Genomic DNA, 16,463 nt, shown 5'->3' on the forward strand with positions numbered 1-16,463 from the left:
CTGGGACCTCGTCGCCCCCGCACTGTCCACCGGCCTCGTGACCGGAGGCTGGACGCCGGACGACGTACGTCCCGGAGCGGCGGCCGGCGCAGGGAGCACTCGCTCGATGCGGCCTGCCGGCCCCGCGGGGGACGCCGCGCTGGTGGGTGCGGCCCACGCGACGGTGACGTGAGCCCGACGAAGAAGAGCCAGAAACCAGAAGCCGGAGCGGCCGAGAACTTCAGACCGGTCCGTGTCAACGCCCGGTCGACGTACGGCTGTCCCTGACCTCACGGACGTCGAGCGCGTCCTCTCCGGGCACGACACCGGCTGAACCTCCGCAGCGGACGTTGCGTATCAATCCCACAGGGACAGTTCCGGTCTCTGCCACGGGACGTAAGGAGAGCGCCGTGCCCACACCGCCCGCGTCCGACTCACGGGACGACCGCACCGCGCTGGAGCCCATTCGCGTCCTGCGTCCGCGCAGCACCGATGCGCTGGCCCAACTGCTCGACGAGATACGCCAGGACAAGCACTACCGCGGCCAGGCAACCGAGACCGCGCCCGTCCCAGACACCTCGGCCGACAGCGAGACAGAGGAACTCCCGCCCGTCCCCGGCGCCAGAACACGGGAACTCCCCGCACCCGACGGCAACACCCGTCCGCCGCGCCCCGTGGACCGCCCGCGCCTGGGGCCCGGACAGCGCCGGGCGGCCGTGGTGATCGCGGTCGCCGCGGCGGCAGTCGCCGGATTCGGCTGCTCCCTCCTGATCCCAAGCCCCACCCAAGCAACCCCGGCCACACCCTCGGCGAAACCGTCGACCGCCCCGACGTCCGCCGCTCCGACGTCGGCCGCCCCGAGCGCGATCGGAGCCGCCGACGCCCTGACCAACCCCGGCTTCGAATCAGGCAGCATCTCGCCGTGGAACTGCGCCGGCAGCCCCGGCTCAATCGTCGCCTCACCCGTCCATGCGGGCTCCAAAGCCCTTAAGGGGACGGTGAGTTCGAGCGACACCGCGCAGTGCGACCAGACCGTCGCGGTCCGGCCGAACACCACCTACTCGCTCAGCGGCTGGGTCCGCGGCTCCTACGTCTACCTGGGCGTGAACGGCGCCACCTCCACCTGGACCACATCCCCCTCCCGCTACAGCCCCCTGACCGTCTCCTTCACCACGGGCCCGTCCCAGACCAGCGCGACCATCTACGTGCACGGCTGGTACGCACAGGGCAACTACTACGCGGACGACATCGCCCTGAAGGTGTCCGGTGGCGACGGCCACACCTAGGGCCTGCCGTCAGGTGACCGTCGTGGTGGTGTCTTGGATGTTCAGTGCCTCTCCGTCGCGCAGACAGCGAACCAGGAGCTCAGCAGCAGCCTCATCGGGGCCTCTCGGTCATGTCGGATCACGCGGTGGTGATCGTTCATGCTGCCGTGAACAGGGCCTGGCTGCTGGGGCGTTCGACGAGGCGGGGTGCGTTTGACGCGGCTAACCCCCACCCGCCATGTCCAGCGGCCCAACCCGCCCGGCCGGCCCGAGGGGCACCAGATACAGTGCCCGGGACGGCAGCCTGGTCAGAGAGGGAAGCGTGACCGACACCAGCGACACTCGATCCACCGACAGCGAAGTGCAGGCTCCGCGGCGGAGCCGGCTGCAGCGTTTGATGCGCTACATCCCTCTGATCGCCCCGGTCCTGCTGTGGGCCGTGCCCTGCGGGGTGCTCCTGTACACCGGCCAGCACTGGCCGCTGCCCGTCACGCTGGTCGGCACCGCCCTGTTCGTCCTCGGTCTCGTCGGTATGCCGCTCGCGATGGTGCGCGGCCACGGCCGGCGCCAGCAGGACGGGCTGGCGATCGTCGGTGACACCCTGCTGGGCGCCGGCTGGGTCCTGTTCACCTGGTCCGTTCTGCTCGGCGTCCTGCTGCGGCTCGCCCTGACCGTGGTCGGCGTCGGCGAGGGCCAGGACCGGGCCCGCATCGTCACCTGGGCCGTCCTCGGCACAACCGTCGTACTGCTCGCCTGGGGGTACGCCGAAGCCCGCCGCGTGCCACGCGTGCGCCGCCTCGACGTGCAACTCCCGCGACTGGGTGCCGGGTTGGACGGCACCCGTGTCGTACTCATCACCGACACCCACTACGGCCCGCTCGACCGCGCCCGCTGGTCGGCAACGGTGTGCGAGACCGTGAACACCCTGGAAGCCGACCTGGTCTGCCACACCGGCGACATCGCGGACGGAACGGCCGAGCGCCGCCGCGCCCAGGCCGTCCCACTCGGTACCGTGCAGGCCACCCGGGCCCGGGTCTACGTCACCGGCAACCACGAGTACTACAGCGAGGCCCAGGGCTGGGTCGACCTGATGGACGAGCTGGGCTGGGAGCCGCTGCGCAACCGCCATCTGCTGCTCGAACGCGGCGGCGACACCCTCGTGGTCGCCGGCGTGGACGACGTCACCGCCGAGTCCTCCGGCCTGCCGGGCCACCGCGCCCACCTCGCCGGAGCCCTGAACGGCGCCGACCCCGACCTGCCTGTCCTGCTCCTGGCGCACCAGCCCAAGTTCGTCGACCGGGCGGCAGCCGCGGGCATCGACCTCCAGCTCTCCGGCCACACCCACGGCGGCCAGATCTGGCCCTTCCACCACCTGGTCCGCCTCGACCAGCCCGCCCTCGCAGGCCTCAGCCGCCACGGCACCCGCACGCTCCTCTACACCAGCCGCGGCACCGGCTTCTGGGGCCCGCCGTTCCGCGTCTTCGCCCCCAGCGAGATCACCCTGCTGGTGCTCCGCTCTCCGCACGTGCCCACCTCGCCGTAGCACCGCGGATGTCCCGTACGCAAAAGGCGAGATGGCCCACCTCGATGTGCCGCTGGAAGTTCTCGTCACCGGCGGCTGCCGCTTCTTGCATGAAGTCCGCGAGGGAATGCGGTCGTGGTGCGGCCATGTCCATCACCGTCTGCCGTTCCTGGCGGGTGCAGCCATACGCGTCGAGGAAGTCCCGGGCGCGGCACGCCTGTTGCTCGACCAGGTCGTACCGCAGTTGGTCTCCCCGGCCGACACCGTCCGGCTCGCCCTCCTGGCCGGACCCGCCGACGGATCGCCCGGCAAATGGCCGGCGACCCCCACCCGTTGCGGTCATGCTCTAATCTCCGGATGACGAAGATCGAATCAGGGCTGATACGACGTTGGCTGGACGGCTGGACCGTCGCCCGCTCGCTGCCCGAGGCCGAGCCGGTCGAGCCCGCCGGGGACGGCCTGCGGTCCAAGTGCGACCAGCCCGGCCGCGAGGTCGAGGTGGTCGCGCTGCGTGCGGACGAGGATCCCGAGTCCTTGGCACGGCTGGCGGCAGCCGTCGCCGCCGAGCGGCAGACCACCTGGCTCACGGTGCCCACGCTGCGCCCGGGCACGGCCGAGGCCATCGTCCGCGCCGCCGGACTGGAGTTGCTCCACCGGTCGGAGTGGTTCATGACGACTGACCTGACCGAGCACCCGCAGCACGCGCCTGCCGCGCCGTACGAGTGCCAGCTGCGCACGGAGGGACCAGTCACGGTCGTCTCCCTCCACGCCCCCTCCGGAGAGGTGGCGGCGCGCGGGTCCATTGCCGTGGTCGGCGGTGACGCGATCGCCGATCGCATCGAGACGGACGCAGCGCACCGCCGACGCGGCCTGGGCCGCGCGATGATGAGCGCTCTGGCGGAGGCCGCCGTGTCCCGGGGTGCTCGTACCGGACTTCTCATTGCCAGCGAGGATGGCCAGCACCTCTACTCCGCCCTCGGCTGGCGCCACAAAGCCGACGTCCTGATCGCCCGGAGGCCGGTGGTTCCCTCCGTCGGGTAGGACGTGTCTCATCGCTCGGAGGGTCCACGACGTCGCCGCTCTTCTCTGTGCGGCGCCGGAGCTTGCCGTAGCCGTTCGTGTTCGTGGACGACGAGGGTGACGGCGACGGTGGAGGAGCGGATCTCTCCGGCGAGTTGCACGGCCGTCTCCAACTGCGGGGGCGGCACGGGGAGCCCGCCGGGGCAGGTGGACCGCCGGGCGGCAGGAAGGCGGTCCTCCCGCTGCCGCGCGGGTCAGCGCCGCGATCAGGATTCCGTCGCGGACAACCTCTCCGGTGCCATGTCCTCCGTGACGCTCAGCTCCTGGGTCCCTACGACGGACAGCAGTTCCAGCTGCTCGGCTCCCGGGCTTCCGGGCGGGGCGGTGAACCACAGGAGGCGTTGCCGTCCGTCCTCGCTGAGGAGGTTGTGGCAGTCGAGTTCGATGACGCCGAGCATGGGGTGGACGATCCTCTTGTGGTCCATGCGGCGCACCGCGACGTCATGGGTGTCCCAGAGGGCCGCGAACTCCTCGCTGCGGCGGCGCAGCACGGCGACCATCTTCGTGACCTCCGCGTCCCGGCCGCGCCGGGCGGCCGCTGCCTGGAGGTCGGCCACGAACACCCGGGAGTGGTGCGGGTGGTCCTCGGACGGGTAGATCTCGCGCGCCTGCGGGTCGGTGAACCAGCGGTACACGAGGCTCGCCGCCGGGCCGCGGTGTGCCGGGGACCTGCCGAGCAGGGTCAGGGCCAGGTCGTTCTCCACCAGGGTTTCGTGCAGGTCGGTGATGACGCGCGCGGGGGTGTTGGACAGCCGGTCCAGGAGTCCGAGGAGCGCGGGCTGCACGTGTGCCGACGGTCCGTGTGCTGACGGGGGGATCGGCCGTTCGGCCAGGTGGAAGAGGTGGTCGCGCTCGTCGCCGTTCAGGCGCAGGGCGCGGGCGAGGGCGGCCAGGGTCTGGGCCGAGGGCTGCACACCGTTCTTCGCGCTGCCGCGTTCCAGCTCGGTGTAGTAGTCGGCCGACAGCCCTGCCAGCTGCGCGACTTCCTCACGGCGCAGCCCGGGAACGCGCCGGCGCGGGCCCTGCGGGAGACCGACCTCGGCGGGGCGGATGCGGTCGCGGCGTGTCCTGAGGAAGGCACCGAGTTCTGGAAGGTTCACCCCTCCATGGTCGCTCGTAGGCCGGAGCGCAGCCAGGGGGTGGCATCCCCTGGGTAGACGCAGCCCTGGCTAGGGGTGGAGGACCGGCCGATCGTGGAGGACACAGCAGGGCAACGGCAAGGCCGCGGCCCACCTCCCCCTTCCACCACAGGAGTCAGCCATGCCTGTCCCCACCACCCCCGACGGGACCGCTGCCTCGGCCCAGCCCTCCGCCTCGCCCCGTGTCGCGATCGTCACCGGTGGCTCGCGCGGCATCGGCCGCCGGACCGTCGGCCGGCTGGCCGCCGACGGGTACGCCGTCGTGGTCGGCTACGCCGGTAACCAGGACGAGGCCGAAGCCGCCGTGAAGGAGGCCGTCACCAGCGGTGGCCGGGCGATCGCGGTGCGCGCGGACGTCGCCGACGAAGGCGCGGTCGCGGCCTTGTTCGACGCGGCCGAAGCCGAGTTCGGCGGCGGTGCCGCCGGCGTCGATGTAGTCGTGCACGCGGCCGGGCGGATGCAACTCGCTCCGATCGCCGAGCTGGACCTGGCCGTCCTGGACGACCTGCACCGCACCAACATCCGCGGCACGTTCGTCGTCCTGCAGCAGGCCGCCCGTCGTGTGCGCGGCGGCGGCGCGATCGTGACGTTCTCCACGTCCGTGGTGGGGCTGGCCTTCCCGGGCTACGGCGCGTACGCCGCCAGCAAGGGCGCGGTCGAGGCGCTGACGCTGATCCTTGCCCGGGAGCTGCGGGGCCGGGACGTCACCGCCAACACCGTCGCACCCGGCCCCACGGCCACCGACCTGTTCCTGGACGGCAAGGACGAGGAGACCATCGCCCGTCTGGCCGCCCAGCCTCCGCTGGAGCGCCTCGGTACCCCGGCCGACATCGCCGAGGTCGTCGCGTTCCTGGCCTCCCCGGCGGGCCACTGGATCAACGGACAGGTCGTCCGCGCCAACGGCGGAATCATCTGAAACCGCCCCCCGAGTCAGCCACCCCATCGACCAACGAAAGGCCCTGCCATGACCAACGACGAAACAGGGAAGGTCATCCTCGTCACCGGGGCCTCCAGCGGCATCGGGGCACTGTCCGTGCGTGCTCTGGCCCTCGCCGGTCACACCGTGTACGCGGGCATCCGCCGGATCACGACCCGCAACGCGACCGCGGCGGCCGACCTGACCCGCTACGGCACCGACCACCGGGCCGACGTGCACGCCGTCGAACTGGACGTCACCTCCCAGGACTCCGCCGACGCCGCGGTCGACCGGATCCTCGCCGAGCGCGGCCGGCTGGACGTGGTCGTGCACAACGCCGGGCACATGGTCCTGGGCGCCGCCGAGGCGTTCACCACCGCGCAGTTCGCGGACCTGTACGACGTGAATGTCCTGGGCACCCAGCGCGTCAACCGCGCCGCCCTGCCGAAGTTGCGTGAGCAGGGCTCGGGGCTGCTGGTGTGGATCGGCAGCTCCAGCACCCGCGGCGGCTGTCCCCCGTTCCTGGCCCCGTACTTCGCCGCCAAGGCCGCGATGGACGCCCTGGCCGTCAGCTACGCCGCCGAGGTGCTGCCGTTCGGCATCGACACCGCGATCGTGGTGCCCGGTGCGTTCACCAGCGGCACCAGCCACTTCGCCAACGCGGGCGCCCCCGCCGACGTCGACCGTGCGGAAGCCTACGACCGGCGTCACCAACCCCTCATGAGCGATCTGGGCAAGCGCCTGGCCGCGCTCATCCCTCCGGACGCCGATGTGGCCGAGGTCGCCGAAGCCGTCGTGCGACTGGTCGCGATGAAGCACGGCACCCGGCCGCTGCGCACCCACATAGACCCCAGCCGAGACGGCAGCGAAGTTGTCTCCGCGGTCGCCGACCGCGTCCGCGCCGACTTCTTCCGCCGCATCGGACTGGACAGCCTGCTCACCGCAGGCAGCTCCCTCTGACACCCCCTGAGAGAAAGAACTAGCAGCCATGCCTTTCGCGAACTTCAAGGTCCTTGAGAAGACCCTCACCCCGAAGCAGAAGGAGGAGATCGTCACCCGCACCACCGAGCTGTATGTCGAGCTCTACGGCGAGCAGGCCCGCAGCAACACCATGGTTCTGGTCGAAGAGGTCGCCGACGGCGGCTGGGGCATCGGCGGCAACGTGCTGACCCTCGCCATGCTCGGCGGCGAGGCGACACCTACCGACGCCGGCGACGCCTGACCGCACCGGCCGCCATTCGGCCAGAACAGCACCCTTCAAACCGAGGGCCCCGGGTCGAGCGTCGCCACACGGCCTCGCTCGTCCCGGGGGTCGGTGAGATCGGCGAAGCCCTTCACAGTGTCCCCGTACTCGGTCGATCGGTCGGCGGTGTCCACCGGAGTGCGGGGACGGGGCGCGTCCAGCTACCGCGCGGGGCGTTCCTTCCACGCGGCTGTCGTCCCGGACCGGAACGCCGTGAAGACCGAGCTGACGGGGACGGCGCCGCTGCCGGAAGCTACTTGACGTGCCGTGCGGGCCGGGTGGCGGCCTGGAGCAGGTCGGCCGACACCGGAACCCCCTCCCGAGCCCTGCGCATTGCCGCCCAGGCACCTTGACTCGACCGGAACGATCGCGTCCCGCACAGCGGTGTGGTCCGAGCCGCCCAAGCACAGTGACCGAAGTCCACGCACCCCCGCCCCAGACAACCCCGTCGGCCCATCTCAGCAGGTCAGCGCACTCTCCCCCGCGGCTTCAACGCCAGCGGAGGCAGTTCAGGAGCCGGCAGCGGCGCCCCGTCGTACCCCTTCACCTCACCGAATCGCGACCCCGTCATCCAGTCCTCACGAGCCTGCACGATCTCTTCCTGGGTGCGGCCGATCCAGTTCCAGAACATGATCAGCTCCTCCTCGAACGGCTCGCCCCCCAGCAGCATCAGGCCGGCGTCCGACGCGGCGCGCAGCGGGAGTTCGGTGCGGCCGCAGCCGAGGTAGAGCATCGAGCCGGGGAGGACCGGGACGCCGTCGACGTGGGCCTCGCCGGACATGGCGAGGACGGCGTACTCGAAGTCCGGTTCCAGCGGCAGGCGTACGTCCGCTCCGGCCGCGAGGGCCAGGTCCGCGCCGACGATCGGGGTGTACGTGGTGCCGGGCGAGGCCGCGCCGTCGACGTCGCCGAGGACGATCGTGGCGCGCAGGCCCGGCGCCGTGACGACCGGCAGCTCGGCGTGGTGCTCGAAGTGCGGGTCGACATGGCGGTCGCGGTCGGGGAGGGCGACCCAGAGCTGTGCGCCGTGCAGGAAGCGGGCGTGCGCCTTGGGGCTCTGTTCGGCGTGGCTGATCGCGCGGCCGGAGGTCATGAGGCCCAGTTCGCGCGGGCGGATCGTCGCGACGCTGCCGGTCGAGTCGCGGTGCAGCACCTCGCCCTCGTGCAGCCAACTGACGGTCTGCAGACCCATGTGGGGGTGCGGGGGCACCTGCATGCCGGGTTCGTCGGCGATGTCGTCGGGGCCGTAGTGATCGACGAAGCACCAGGCGCCGACCATGCGGCGGCCCAGGTTGGGCAGCAGCCGGCGGACTTCGGTGGACTCGCCGAGCTGGACCTTGCGAGGGCTGAGGAGTTCACGGACGGGCTCCGCCACCACGAAACCGCGGCCGCCGCACAGGGCCGGAACCGCTTCGCGATCAAGATTGCTCATGGCGACAACCTAGTCCCGTCGAGGCGGTTCCGTCAGTCCGTCAACCGCCGGTCCGCCCCTCGGGGCATGTGCCTCGCTTTCGCCGTTCTGTCCGAGAAACAGTAGCCATGGCTATAGTAGCCATGTACTGTATCGGTCATGAGTACGGCATCCGAGGGCGCGACGCCCGGTTTCCTGGTCTGGCGACTGTCGATGAAGTGGCGTGTGGCGGTCGACCGCGCGGTGGCACCCCTGGGACTGACCCATGCGCAGTACTCCCTGGTGGCGTCGCTGTACGGCATGCAGCGCTCGGGGCTGCGCCCCAGCCAGCGGCACCTCGCCGATCACACCGGACTCGAAGCCCTCTATGTGTCGAAGCTGGCCCGGGCCCTGGAGTCCGCGGGCCTCGTCGAGCGCACCCGGGACCCCCGCGATCCGCGCGCGGTCCAACTGGCCCTCACCGACGAGGGCCGCGACGTGACCCGGCAGGCGATCAAGGTCGTCCACGGACTTCTGCAGCAACTGCTGGCACCGCTCGGCGGTCTCGACAGCGAGCGGACCCGGGAGTTCAGCCGGGACCTGGCGACTCTGCTCGACACACCCCTCAACCCCGCGAGTGAGCACGAGAAGGAGCAGTCATGACCACCACCACCGCACCCCGCGCCAACGGCCGCGTCATCGCCCTCGCCCATTACGCCGGACGCGCGGTCCTGGAGAGCGTGCTGACCCGGCACGGTCTCGGCTTCCAACAGCAGATAACCCTCCGGGTCGCCGCCGACGCCGACGGCCCTGTCGGCCGCGATCACCTCGTCGGGGAGGTCGCATCGGCCCTGAAGATCGACGCGACCGCCGCGCACACCACCGTCGACGAACTGATCACCGCGAAGCTGCTCGAAGCCGACACGTCCGACGTGCGGATCACGGACACCGGCCGGGAGGTGTACGACCAGGTCACCACCGAGACGAACGTGATCTCCGCCCGGATCTACGCCGGCATTCCGGCGGAGGACCTGGAGAGCGCCGGCCGGGTGCTGACCCTGGTCACCGAGCGGGCGAACGCGGAACTGGCCGCCGCGGCAGAGTAGTGGAATATTCAACCAACAGCGTCCGTTGTGTGGGTCGAAGGAGGTCAAGTGGACATGACGTACTACGACCACGGAACACCGGCGGAGCGCTGGGAGCGCGCGCAGATGTTCTTCGACGCCAAGGACTACGCCGCTGCGGCCCGGGTGCTGGGCGGGCTGGTCGAGGAGGTGCCGGAGCAGACCGGACCGCGCCTGCTGCTGGCGCGCGCCTACTACCACTCGGCCCAACTCCGGCGCGCCGAGACCGAGTTGCGTGTCCTCGTGGAGCGTGACCCGGTGGAGCACTACGCACGGCTGATGCTGGGCCGCACGCTGGAGCGCCAGGGCCGGCACGAGGAGGCGGGTTCGCATCTGCGGATCGCCTCGGCGCTCGCGGGTGACTTCGAGCAGGTCTGACGCACGCTGACGCGCAGAGGGGCCCGGTTCCGTCACGGAACCGGGCCCCTTCGCCTGTGTCGCTACTTCGCGTACGTCCGGCGGCCCTGGCGGTGGGCCACCTCGCCCAGCACCACGTCCACCGCGATGAACGCGGCCAGCGGGATCCCCAACAGCGGGACGAAATAGCCGAGTACGGCGATCACCGCCACGCCGGGGACGAGGAGCAGCGGAGGCACCTGGGCCCAGGCACCACGCGGGATCGGGCGGCCGAAGGAGGAACCCCGGCCGCGCTGCCACCACATGCGGTAGCCCCACACGATCAGCAGGATCAGGGAGAGGGCGAGCAGCATCAGGGCTATCTGGTTGACGAGGCCGAAGAGGACACCGGTGTGCAGGTCGATGCCCCAGCGGGTCAGTTTGGCGAGCAACGGGTAGTCGGCGAAGCGGAGTTCGTCGGTCACCTTGCCCGTGGTGGGGTCGACGGCGACCGCGTCCTGTTTCTCGGGCCAGCTGCGCTGGACCTGTTTGACGACGTACGCCGAGTTCGCGTCGGCGGGCGGGACGATCTCGACCGGGTTGCCCAGCCCCTCGGCCCGCGCGGCGGCGAGGATCTTGTCGAGGCCCACCCCGTGTTCGGCGTCGCCGGTCGCGGTGGAGCCACCGTGGCCCGCGTGCTCACCGCTCGCCGCGGCGGACACCGAGGGCGTGGACTGGCCCAGGGAGGTGCGGAGTTCGTCGATGTTGGCGCCCGCGTACGTCGACCAGGTCAGTCCGGTCGCCGAGAGGAAGATGAACCCGGCGGCGGCCCAGACACCCACCGTGCCGTGCAGGCCGAGGGTGCGACGGCGTCCGCTGGTGCCGCGCAGCTTGCGCAGGGCGCGGCGGCGGGAGAACCACAGCACCAGGCCGCCGCCCGAGATGACCCACAGCCAGCTCGCGGCGAACTCGCTGTACAGGCGGCCGGTTTCGCCGAGGTTCAGATTGCGGTGGAGGTCGTCGATCCAGGTGCGCAGCGGGAGCGCTCCGGTCGAGCCGTACTGTTCCAGCGCGCCGCGGACCTTCCCGGTGTACGGGTCGACGAACACCGCGAGGGTGTGGTCGGAGCGGACGCCCTCGACGCCGGAGAGCATGACGCGGGTGGTGGCGCCGGCCTCCGGGGCGGGGCGGACCGCGGAGACGGTGCCCTCGGGGTGTGCCTTGCGGGCGGCGGTCACCTGCTGCGAGATCGGCAGCTCGCGGTCGCCGACGGGGACGGTCAACTCATGGGCGTACACGATCCGTTCGGCCTGGAAGGCGCCGGCGTACAGGAAGCCGGTGGTCGCGGCGACGAGCAGGAACGGGGCGACGAGCACTCCGGCGTAGAAGTGCAGGCGCAGGATCAGGGGGCGCAGCGGGGCCCAGCGGCTGGGGGACGGTGCCGGGGCCGGCTCTTGCGGGACCTCGGCCGGGGCGGTCGAGGGAGCGGTGGACATGGGCGGGCTTCTCCGGGAGGCAGGGGGCGGGGACGGGGGACGGTGCAGGGGGTGTCGTGGCCGTAGTGATCCAGTAGTCGGCGGGTGAAGGCGCCGAGTTCCCGTGGGCTGGAGTGGCGTGCGTCACTTCGGGTCGGGCCGGAGGCCATGGCATCCTGGCGCGATGGCACTTCCCAGTGATCGCGCGCCCCTGGCCGAGCGGGTCGAGGAACTCCTCACCGCCGGCGGTCCGTTGCCCATCGTCTCGGCCGGTGACCCGGTGCTCAGGCGCGGTACCGAGCCGTTCGACGGCCAGTTGGAGCCCGCGCTGCTGGCCCGGTTCGTCGAGGCGTTGCGTGTGACCATGCACGCGGCGCCGGGCGTCGGCGTCGCGGCGCCGCAGGTCGGGGTGGAGCTGCGGATCGCGGTGATCGAGGATCCGGCGCCGGTGCCGGACGAGGTGCGGGTGGTGCGCGGGCGGGTGCCGCAGCCCTTCCGGGGGCTGGTCAATCCGTCGTACGAGCCGGTCGGCGACGGTCGGGCCGCGTTCTTCGAGGGGTGTCTGAGCGTGCCGGGCTGGCAGGCCGTGGTGGCGCGGCACGCCGAGGTACGGCTGACCGGGCAGGACGAGTTCGGGCGGTCGGTGGACGAGGTGTTCACCGGGTGGCCCGCGCGGATCGTGCAGCACGAGACGGACCATCTCGACGGCCTGCTCTATCTCGACCGCGCGGAACTGCGCTCCCTGTCCTCGAACGAGGCGATGGCGGAGCGCTGGGCGCAGCCGACACCGGACGAGGCGTCGGCTGCGCTCGGCTTCCAACTGCCGTAGGAAGTCAGGGGTGTTCAGCCCCGGTAGGCCTCCAGCAGGCGGAGCCACACCTCGCTGATGGTCGGGTACGACGGGACCGCGTGCCACAGGCGGTTGATCGGGACCTGGCCGGCTACCGCGATGGTCGCGGAGTGGATCAGTTCGCCGACGCCGGGGCCGACGAAGGTGACTCCGCGCAGGGTCTCGTCGTCGAGGTCGACGATCATGCGGGCGCGGCCCCGGTAGCCGTCGGCGTAGAGGCCGGCGCCGGCGACCGAGGAGAACTCGACGTCGACGGCGCGGACGCGGTGGCCGGCCTGTTCCGCCTCGGCGAGGGAGAGGCCGACGGCCGCCGCCTCCGGGTCGGTGAAGACGACCTGGGGTACGGCGTCGTGGTCGGCGGTGGCCGCGTGGGCGCCCCACGGGTCGGTCTCCAGCAGCGGGACGCCTTCGGCGCGGGCGGCGATCGCGGCGCCCGCTATACGTGCCTGGTACTTGCCCTGGTGGGTGAGGAGGGCGCGGTGGTTGACGTCGCCGACCGCGTACAGCCAGTCGCTGTCCTGGACGCGCAGGGAGTCGTCCACCGTCAGCCAGGAGCCCGGTTCCAGGCCGATCGTGTCGAGGCCGATGTCATCGGTCTGGGGGGCGCGTCCGGTGGCGAAGAGGATCTCGTCGGCCTCGATGCGGTCGCCGCTGTCGGTGACGGCGACGACGGTGCCGTTCTCGCGGGTCACCGAGGCGACGGAGGTACCCGTGCGCAGGTCGACGCCCGCCTCGCTGAGCGCGTCCGCGACCAGTTCGCCGGCGAAGGGCTCCATGCGGGGCAGCAGGCCCTTGCCGCGGACGAGGAGGGTGACCCGGGAGCCCAACGCCTGCCAGGCGGTGGCCATTTCGACGGCCACGACCCCGCCGCCGACCACGATCAGCCGGCCGGGCGCGGCCTTGGCGCTGGTGGCCTCGCGGCTGGTCCAGGGCTTGACGTCGGCGAGTGCGGGCAGGTCGGGGAGGAGGGCGCGGGTGCCCGTGCACACGGCGACCGCGTGCCGGGCCGTGAGGACGTGCCGTACGCCGTCGGGGCCGGTGACCGTCACCTTGCGGGGGCCGTCGAGGCGGCCCTGGCCGCGGTAGAGGTCGGCGCCGATGCCGTCGAGCCAGCGGACCTGGCCGTCGTCCTTCCAGCCCGAGGCCTCGTAGTCGCGGTGGGCGAGTACCGCGGCGGTGTCGAGGGGGCCTTGGACGAGGTGGCCGAGGCCGGGCACGCGGCGGGCGTCGGCGCGGGCGATCACTGGGCGCAGCAGGGCCTTGCTGGGCATACAGGCCCAGTACGAGCACTCGCCGCCGATGAGTTCGCTCTCCACGATCGCGGTGGAGAGGCCGGCCGCACGGGTGCGGTCGGCGACGTTCTCCCCCACGGGCCCGGCCCCGACCACCACGACGTCGTACACGATGGATTCCGTTTCCGTCATGGGGCCAGTCTGCTGGGTGGTGTGCGCTGAGGCCACACGGGTAGGGGCGCGGAATACGGGCCCGGACGACCGTGTTGTCCGGGACGGCTTCGCCCCCACATCGAGGAAGAGGGAATCACGTCATGAGCAGCACCGTGGAGCTCACCAAGGAGAACTTCGACCAGACGGTCACGGACAACGACTTCGTCCTGATCGACTTCTGGGCGTCCTGGTGCGGGCCGTGCCGTCAGTTCGCCCCGGTCTACGAGAAGGCGGCCGACGACAACCCGGACCTTGTCTTCGGCAAGATCGACACCGAGGCCCAGCCCGAGCTGGCGCAGGCCTTCGGCATCCAGTCGATCCCCACGCTGATGATCGTCCGTGACCGCGTCGCCGTGTTCGCCCAGCCCGGCGCCCTGCCGGAGGCCGCCCTGACCGACGTCATCGGCCAGGCCCGCAAGCTCGACATGGACGAGGTCCGCAAGTCGGTCGCCGAGCAGCAGGAGCAGGCCGAGCAGAACGGCAAGTAGGACCGCCTTTCAGGAATCCCTAGAACGGGTACGACGCCACGTCCCCGCGCACCGTCGTCCAGCGCACGTCGGTGAAGGCCTCGATATTGGCCTCGCCGCCGAAGCGGGCGCCGGTGCCGGACGCGGCGACCCCGCCGAAGGGCGCCACGGCCTCGTCGTTGACGGTCTGGTCGTTGATGTGGACGATCCCGGTCGGGATGCGTTCTGCCAGGTCCAGGCCGCGGGCCGCGTCGCGTGTGACGATGCCGAGCGACAGTCCGTACGGTCCGGTCGCCGCCAGCGCCGCCGCCTCCTCGGCGGTGGCGAAGGACCGTACCGGCGCCACCGGGCCGAAGACCTCCTCGGCGTAGGCGGGGGTGTCGTCGTCGACGTCGGCGAGGACGGTCGGCCGGTAGAAGAGCTCCTCGTGAGTGCCACCGGCCGCCAGCCTGGCGCCAGCTGCCGTGCTGGCTTCAACAAGCCCGTGCACCTTGGCGAGTTGGGCCGCGTCGATAATCGGGCCGAGGTGGACCTGCGCCCGGTGCGGGTCGCCCACGGCGAGCAAGTCGGCCTTGGCGGCGAGGCGTTCGACGTACTCCTCGTAGAGCGACTCGTGGACGAGATGGCGGCCCGTCGTCATGCAGATCTGGCCCTGGTGGAAGAACGAACCCCAGGCCGCCGTGGAGATCACCGCGTCCAGGTCGGCGTCCGCCAGCACGATGAGGGCGGAGTTCCCGCCCAACTCCAGGTGTGCGCGCTTGAGATGACGCCCCGCCGCCTCACCGACCGCGCGCCCGGCGGCGGTTGAGCCGGTGAAGGAGATGACGGGCACCTGCGGGTCGGCGACCAGTGCGGCCCCCACCTCGGCGCCGCCGGGCAGGACTTGGAGAAGTTCGTCGGGCAGGCCGGCCTCCGCGAAGACCGCCGCAAGGGCCAGTCCCCCGCAGACCGCGGTGCGCGGGTCCGGCTTGAGGACGACCGCGTTGCCGAGCGCGAGCGCCGGGGCGACCGAGCGGATGGAGAGGATCAGCGGGGCGTTGAACGGCGCGATCACGCCGACGACTCCAACCGGGATCCGCCGGGTGTACGACAGCCGGGGCGCCTCCGACGGGAGGACCTGCCCGGCCGGGCGGGAGGCGAGCGCGGCGGCCTCGTAGCACTCCTGGGCGGCGACGTGCAGTTCGAAGTCTGCCTTGCCGGGGATGGAACCGGACTCCCGCACGATCCACTCGCGCAGCTCCTCGGCGTGCGCGGCGAACAGGTCACCGGCCCTGCGCAGCACTCCGGCGCGGACGAAGTGCGGGACGCGCGCCCACTCGGTCTGCGCGGCTCCGGCCGCCTGAGCGGCGGGGCGTATGTCCTCGGCCGCGGCGAGCGTGACGGTACCGAGCGGGTCGCCGGTGGCGGGCTCGGTGACCGTGTACTCGGGGCCCGAGAGGGGGCGGGACTGCCAGATCTTGGGGTCGAGCAGGGGCATGGCGGCTCTCCGTTCCGTCAACGGCGGGACCCGCAGGGGTAGTTGGAGTCCCGGGTCGTTCGCGTGACGGGATGCGGTGATCCGGTGCAGACGTCTGGACCGCATCCGTGATCGAACGCACCCCCATCTGGTTGAGAGTGCAACATCCTAGTTCGCGTACGGCGCGTCCGCCCCGGCTGCGGTCGACGGATCCGGTTCAGCTTTCAGCTGGAGTCGCGGTGCACCACCGAGGCACCGAGCAGTTCGTGCACGGCCGGCACCGCGCCGGGGTCGCGCACCGCGTTGTCGACCAGTTCGGCGAGGTCGCGGCCGGACGGGAGCTGGATCTGGACGGTGCTCAGGCGCGGTCGCAGCAGCCGGCCGATCATCAGGTCGTCGGCGCCGACCACGGCGGTGTCCTCGGGGATGCGGATGCCTTCGTCCTGGAGGGCGCGCATCAGCAGCATCGCGTACTCGTCGTTGTACGCGAACACCGCGTCGAGGCCGAGAGCGCGCCACTGGGCGGCGGTCCTGGCGGCGCTCTCCTCGCTGTAGGCGAGCGGGAGTTCGGTCACGGTGGCGTCCGTGCCGAGCAGGGCGCGGCGCACGCCTTCGAGGCGGGGCCGGGAGAAGATCCCCATGCCCGGCTCCTGGGGCATGACCACACCGATCCGGCGCCGGCCGCGGCCGTAGAGGTGCACGCCCGCACAGTGGCCGACGCCCTCGTGGTCCAGGAGCAGGACGTGTGCGCCCTCGATCGGCTCGGGGCCGAGCGT

At 71.7% G+C, this 16,463-nt stretch carries 17 protein-coding genes and 1 pseudogene; 12 read left to right on the forward strand and 6 right to left on the reverse strand.

Annotation, left to right across the window (positions count from 1 at the left end):
- Positions 1 to 851: 851 nt before the first annotated feature.
- From R6V09_RS25410 to R6V09_RS25425, 4 genes and pseudogenes are all read left to right on the forward strand, one after another.
- Positions 852 to 1,256 (forward strand): annotated as a pseudogene (locus tag R6V09_RS25410) (carbohydrate binding domain-containing protein); the annotation flags it as partial.
- A 310-nt stretch (positions 1,257 to 1,566) separates the two neighbouring features.
- On the forward strand, positions 1,567 to 2,787 hold the full coding sequence (locus R6V09_RS25415; protein WP_317883737.1) for a metallophosphoesterase: 1,221 nt from the start codon (positions 1,567 to 1,569) through the stop codon (positions 2,785 to 2,787).
- A gap of 31 nt (positions 2,788 to 2,818) precedes the next feature.
- Positions 2,819 to 3,127: a hypothetical protein gene (locus R6V09_RS25420; RefSeq protein WP_317883738.1), complete on the forward strand. Its 309-nt coding sequence runs from the start codon at positions 2,819 to 2,821 to the stop codon at positions 3,125 to 3,127.
- Complete coding sequence (locus R6V09_RS25425) at positions 3,124 to 3,807, forward strand: GNAT family N-acetyltransferase (protein WP_317883739.1); 684 nt, start codon at positions 3,124 to 3,126, stop codon at positions 3,805 to 3,807. Before R6V09_RS25420 ends, R6V09_RS25425 begins: the two co-directional genes overlap by 4 nt.
- A gap of 245 nt (positions 3,808 to 4,052) precedes the next feature.
- Here R6V09_RS25425 and R6V09_RS25430 read toward each other — a convergent pair whose 3' ends face one another.
- Complete coding sequence (locus R6V09_RS25430; RefSeq protein ID WP_317883740.1) at positions 4,053 to 4,946, reverse strand: helix-turn-helix transcriptional regulator; 894 nt, start codon at positions 4,944 to 4,946, stop codon at positions 4,053 to 4,055.
- Positions 4,947 to 5,106: 160 nt separating this feature from the next.
- Here R6V09_RS25430 and R6V09_RS25435 point away from each other — a divergent pair, with 160 nt between their 5' ends.
- The 3 genes from R6V09_RS25435 to R6V09_RS25445 are packed head-to-tail and all read left to right on the forward strand — an operon-like array spanning position 5,107 to position 7,123.
- On the forward strand, positions 5,107 to 5,901 hold the full coding sequence (locus tag R6V09_RS25435) for an SDR family oxidoreductase (protein WP_317883741.1): 795 nt from the start codon (positions 5,107 to 5,109) through the stop codon (positions 5,899 to 5,901).
- Positions 5,902 to 5,949: 48 nt separating this feature from the next.
- Complete coding sequence (locus tag R6V09_RS25440) at positions 5,950 to 6,861, forward strand: SDR family oxidoreductase (protein WP_317883742.1); 912 nt, start codon at positions 5,950 to 5,952, stop codon at positions 6,859 to 6,861.
- A gap of 28 nt (positions 6,862 to 6,889) precedes the next feature.
- On the forward strand, positions 6,890 to 7,123 hold the full coding sequence (locus tag R6V09_RS25445) for a 4-oxalocrotonate tautomerase family protein (RefSeq protein WP_317883743.1): 234 nt from the start codon (positions 6,890 to 6,892) through the stop codon (positions 7,121 to 7,123).
- A gap of 487 nt (positions 7,124 to 7,610) precedes the next feature.
- On the opposite strand, the gene R6V09_RS25450 is transcribed toward R6V09_RS25445, so the two are convergent.
- The gene (locus R6V09_RS25450) at positions 7,611 to 8,576 is read right to left on the reverse strand and encodes a pirin family protein (protein ID WP_317883744.1); all 966 of its coding nucleotides are present in this window, start codon (positions 8,574 to 8,576) and stop codon (positions 7,611 to 7,613) included.
- Positions 8,577 to 8,714: 138 nt separating this feature from the next.
- Here R6V09_RS25450 and R6V09_RS25455 point away from each other — a divergent pair, with 138 nt between their 5' ends.
- The 3 genes from R6V09_RS25455 to R6V09_RS25465 are packed head-to-tail and all read left to right on the forward strand — an operon-like array spanning position 8,715 to position 10,036.
- A complete protein-coding gene (locus R6V09_RS25455; protein ID WP_317883745.1) occupies positions 8,715 to 9,197 on the forward strand; it encodes a MarR family winged helix-turn-helix transcriptional regulator in 483 nt (160 codons plus the stop codon).
- A complete protein-coding gene (locus R6V09_RS25460; RefSeq protein ID WP_317883746.1) occupies positions 9,194 to 9,640 on the forward strand; it encodes a MarR family winged helix-turn-helix transcriptional regulator in 447 nt (148 codons plus the stop codon). The genes R6V09_RS25455 and R6V09_RS25460 overlap by 4 nt, the downstream gene beginning before the upstream one ends.
- A 48-nt stretch (positions 9,641 to 9,688) precedes the next feature.
- Complete coding sequence (locus R6V09_RS25465) at positions 9,689 to 10,036, forward strand: tetratricopeptide repeat protein (RefSeq protein WP_019068407.1); 348 nt, start codon at positions 9,689 to 9,691, stop codon at positions 10,034 to 10,036.
- A gap of 62 nt (positions 10,037 to 10,098) precedes the next feature.
- On the opposite strand, the gene R6V09_RS25470 is transcribed toward R6V09_RS25465, so the two are convergent.
- The gene (locus R6V09_RS25470) at positions 10,099 to 11,490 is read right to left on the reverse strand and encodes a PepSY-associated TM helix domain-containing protein (RefSeq protein WP_317883747.1); all 1,392 of its coding nucleotides are present in this window, start codon (positions 11,488 to 11,490) and stop codon (positions 10,099 to 10,101) included.
- Positions 11,491 to 11,653: 163 nt separating this feature from the next.
- Between R6V09_RS25470 and R6V09_RS25475 the strand changes: the two genes are divergently transcribed.
- A complete protein-coding gene (locus R6V09_RS25475) occupies positions 11,654 to 12,298 on the forward strand; it encodes a peptide deformylase (protein ID WP_317883748.1) in 645 nt (214 codons plus the stop codon).
- Positions 12,299 to 12,312: 14 nt separating this feature from the next.
- On the opposite strand, the gene R6V09_RS25480 is transcribed toward R6V09_RS25475, so the two are convergent.
- Complete coding sequence (locus R6V09_RS25480) at positions 12,313 to 13,743, reverse strand: dihydrolipoyl dehydrogenase family protein (protein ID WP_317883749.1); 1,431 nt, start codon at positions 13,741 to 13,743, stop codon at positions 12,313 to 12,315.
- 122 nt (positions 13,744 to 13,865) lie between these two features.
- Between R6V09_RS25480 and trxA the strand changes: the two genes are divergently transcribed.
- Complete coding sequence (gene trxA / locus R6V09_RS25485) at positions 13,866 to 14,252, forward strand: thioredoxin (protein WP_317883750.1); 387 nt, start codon at positions 13,866 to 13,868, stop codon at positions 14,250 to 14,252.
- Between the two features lie 19 nt (positions 14,253 to 14,271).
- Here trxA and R6V09_RS25490 read toward each other — a convergent pair whose 3' ends face one another.
- A complete protein-coding gene (locus tag R6V09_RS25490; RefSeq protein WP_317883751.1) occupies positions 14,272 to 15,708 on the reverse strand; it encodes an aldehyde dehydrogenase family protein in 1,437 nt (478 codons plus the stop codon).
- A gap of 203 nt (positions 15,709 to 15,911) precedes the next feature.
- On the reverse strand, positions 15,912 to 16,463 hold a 552-nt coding region (locus R6V09_RS25495), incomplete at its 5' end, for a LacI family DNA-binding transcriptional regulator (protein ID WP_317883752.1).

The organism is Streptomyces sp. W16 (genome assembly GCF_033194735.1).
Lineage (GTDB): Bacteria > Actinomycetota > Actinomycetes > Streptomycetales > Streptomycetaceae > Streptomyces.